Source organism: Bradyrhizobium sp. 2TAF36, assembly GCF_052114925.1.
Taxonomy (GTDB): Bacteria; Pseudomonadota; Alphaproteobacteria; order Rhizobiales; family Xanthobacteraceae; genus Bradyrhizobium; species Bradyrhizobium barranii.
In genome coordinates this window covers 1-839 of the sequence record NZ_JBFRFR010000248.1, presented here as the reverse complement: position 1 = coordinate 839, position 839 = coordinate 1, and the positions used below count along the sequence as shown (strand labels likewise).

At 57.0% G+C, this 839-nt stretch carries 1 protein-coding gene; it reads right to left on the bottom strand.

Translation table 11 applies throughout. The annotated features are described in order from the left end of the window. Window positions 1-72: 72 nt before the first annotated feature. A complete protein-coding gene (locus AB4Z51_RS45020) occupies window positions 73-498 on the bottom strand; it encodes a beta family protein (RefSeq protein WP_441499780.1) in 426 nt (141 codons plus the stop codon). Between the last annotated feature and the right edge of the window lie 341 nt (window positions 499-839).

Here is an 839-nt window from a genome sequence, read left to right as displayed (position 1 = left end):
GCTCCGACGGAGCAATCGCTACCGGCGTGTCACTGGAGAGAGGAAGAATGGTAGCTTGACAACAAACCGCAATTAAAGGGCCGATTGACACTGTCCCATCTGTTGGACCCAGTTCGCCGCGAGGTTAAGGTGCCCATGTGTACACTTTAACATAACTCCATTCGAGAATTGGCCAATGTGCGCGAAAGCGGCCTGGTTGTAGGCGTTCGAAGCACCGATTTCGATCACGGGTATCACCGGAATTCCTGCTGTGCCGAGTGCGGCGAATAGGGTATCGAAATCCGCCGAACCTCCACTGAGGTTGTGATTGAATGAGCCATCAAGGAAGCACCGCCGGCCTAGCCATGCCGAAGCCATTCGCGCAACGAAGTTAGCCGGTGGCCTTTCACCTACACTGAAGACGGGGGCGATCCTGTCCTTCTGTTGATTGCTCAAGTGAAGTAGTGCGACAGCTTCACCGGTCTTAGTCTTAAGTGACGGTCGATAAACAAATGGCATCTTGCACCCCAAATCGGGGATAGTAATGCCGCAGGTTGTCCACGGCTTGCCGGTAATCGCAATACGTGCAGGAGCCTGCACGCACTATTCCACAGCCATATCTTTCGTCGTGTCGCGCCGAACTGCTCCTCTCACTCCCGGCCTCTTCCCGCGCTATCCTGCGCGCGTGGTCCGAACGCCGTCTGCCGATCAAGTCGTTCGTGAAGAACTGGCGGCGGCGCCCGGCTCAAGCGGTGTTTCGAGCCGGGACGGTCTCGAAGAAGGCTCGGATGATGACACGCAAGAGCTCTGCGAGCCATCGCAGCAGCAGACCGAAGTTATAGCCGGCGGCGGCGAGAACA